Source organism: Allorhizobium undicola ORS 992 = ATCC 700741, assembly GCF_000621665.1.
Taxonomy (GTDB): domain Bacteria; phylum Pseudomonadota; class Alphaproteobacteria; order Rhizobiales; family Rhizobiaceae; genus Allorhizobium; species Allorhizobium undicola.
In genome coordinates this window covers 1-2,039 of sequence record NZ_JHXQ01000044.1, presented here as the reverse complement: position 1 = coordinate 2,039, position 2,039 = coordinate 1, and the positions used below count along the sequence as shown (strand labels likewise).

2 pseudogenes are annotated in these 2,039 nt (G+C 55.6%); both read right to left on the bottom strand.

The features are described from left to right. Positions 1-1,030 (bottom strand): annotated as a pseudogene (locus T424_RS21565) (hypothetical protein); the annotation flags it as partial. A gap of 433 nt (positions 1,031-1,463) precedes the next feature. Then, a pseudogene (locus T424_RS22790) lies at positions 1,464-2,039 on the bottom strand (hypothetical protein); the annotation flags it as partial.

Below are 2,039 nucleotides of genomic sequence, written 5' to 3'. Positions count from 1 at the left end.
GACCCTTGATCGAGGCATAGGTATCGGGAAGATTTTCCACGACGTTCTTCGCGAAAAAGTCGGAATAGGTCTTCTGCGCCTTTTCCATCCGTTCGGAATAGGTCATGCCCGGCCATACCGCAGGCGCAGCATCAAAATATTGCTGGTCCGGAAGGATCATCATGTAAAGGCTCAGGGCGGCGTTATATTCGTCACTGATTTCCTTGACGCTCTTGCCCTCTGCCAGACCGCCGGTCAGCAGCCCGCCATTGACAATGTCGCGATCGAAGGCGTCCATCACCTCCGTGCGCGCAGCCGACGCATCCTCGGAGCGCTGCACCTCGGTATTGACAATATCGATGCCCTCCATCCCCGTCGTATCCAGCGGCGCAATTGCCTCACCGGAAAACAGGGTTTTGAACGCCTTGAAAATAGCCTGCGTCAGCAGCGATTGAACTTCGGGATCGGAGCCCAGAATCTGGATGGCGTTCTTGAAGTCGTCGCTGATCTCGACACCATTGTTGATGCCGTACTGATTATCCCGGAAGCTTTGGGAAAAAGTGTTGTACTTCGCCTGGTTCTGCATCAGGTCCAGATACATGATAAGCCGCTGGCGGGGCGTGTAATTGCCCGGATTTTTAAGGACATCGAGGCTTTCGAAAGACTTGTCCTCATGATTGACCTGATTGACGAGGGCAGCATTCACCTGCTCCATCGCCTTGGAGCCAAACAGTTTCTGGGCAATCTCGGCCGCGGTGGAATAATCGGCCGTGTCTGCGGCGCTGGTGGCCGCAAGGCTCACGGTATTGTTGACGATGTCGGAGGCCGATGCCGTATTGCCGCTCGCCACCGTTTTTCCCGAGGCGGTCGTGCTGATGCTGAGCACCGCCGCCGTGCCCGTGCCGGCGCCCGATGGCGACACCTTGCGGGTGCTGTCCTGCTGCTGGATGGTGGCGGAACTGCCGCCTGACCCCAAAAGCTTGGAATAATCCAGAAAATTCCTGCTGGTAACGTCTTCTGGGCTACTGCTGGAGACCGCCGTGGAAGCCATTCATTTCCCCTTTTGATTATAAATTATCGTTAAGAAATGCACAACTTTGACGACGTGTAAAGATCCGATTTACATTTCAAGACCGTCCATGATGGCAATTGTAAAAACCGTTCCGAATAGATCAGATCCGCGTGGATTTTCTGAAAATTCCACCCTCGGATCGAGCCTGGATTACCAATATTCAAAGATCCGGGCGCGAGACAGCCGAAAGCAAAATCCGCGCGTCATTTTCAGTGACTCGCGGATTTATTGCATAATTCCTTAAATCGGAATCGATTTAAGGTGAAAATTATGCAGCAGATTTAAAGCGTTACAGCGCCGTGCGTTTGAGCAAACGCACGGCGCTGTAATGTGAGGCCCTCATGCCGCTGATCCATCCAGGGACGCGAGGCCCGAAGAGAGAATAAGCGTGCGTGCGTCGATCTGGCTTATGTCAGGTCGGAATGGATGCGTCGGTATAGCCTTCGGATTTGCGGTACTCTTCGACCCCGGCGCGGATTGCGGTCCAATCGGTCGGCGTCAGCACTCTTTCCTCGTTATCGTCCTTATAGGGAACGCCATGCCGGTCGGTCTGGTCGGACTTGATGACGTAGAGCGAGGTCTTGTTATCCAGCAAGCGGGTCAGGTCCTGATCCAGCGCATCGCGGCTTTCGTTGAACTTTTTCTCCTGAAGCGCGACATTGTAAAGCGTATAGCCCACCCATGCCGCCCACGAAACGACAACCGCCCCGGTGAACATGGTGGAGAAGGCCAGCGGCAGGAAGGGAGACGCTGCCGTTGCCGCAAGCGTTCCACCGCGTGCGAAGGTCACATCGGCCAGCAGCTCGGCAATGCCCATTGCGCCCTCAACTGCGCCGACCGTATCGGCCGCCGTACCGACACCCATGAAGATCAGCGATCCCGTATCGGTTCCATCGCGCACCGCCTTGAAGAACTGGTAGAATTCGACGGGCGCCCAGGCAACCGCACCGACGCCGCTCAAAACCGTGGCCGTGTTCTTCAGCATCGA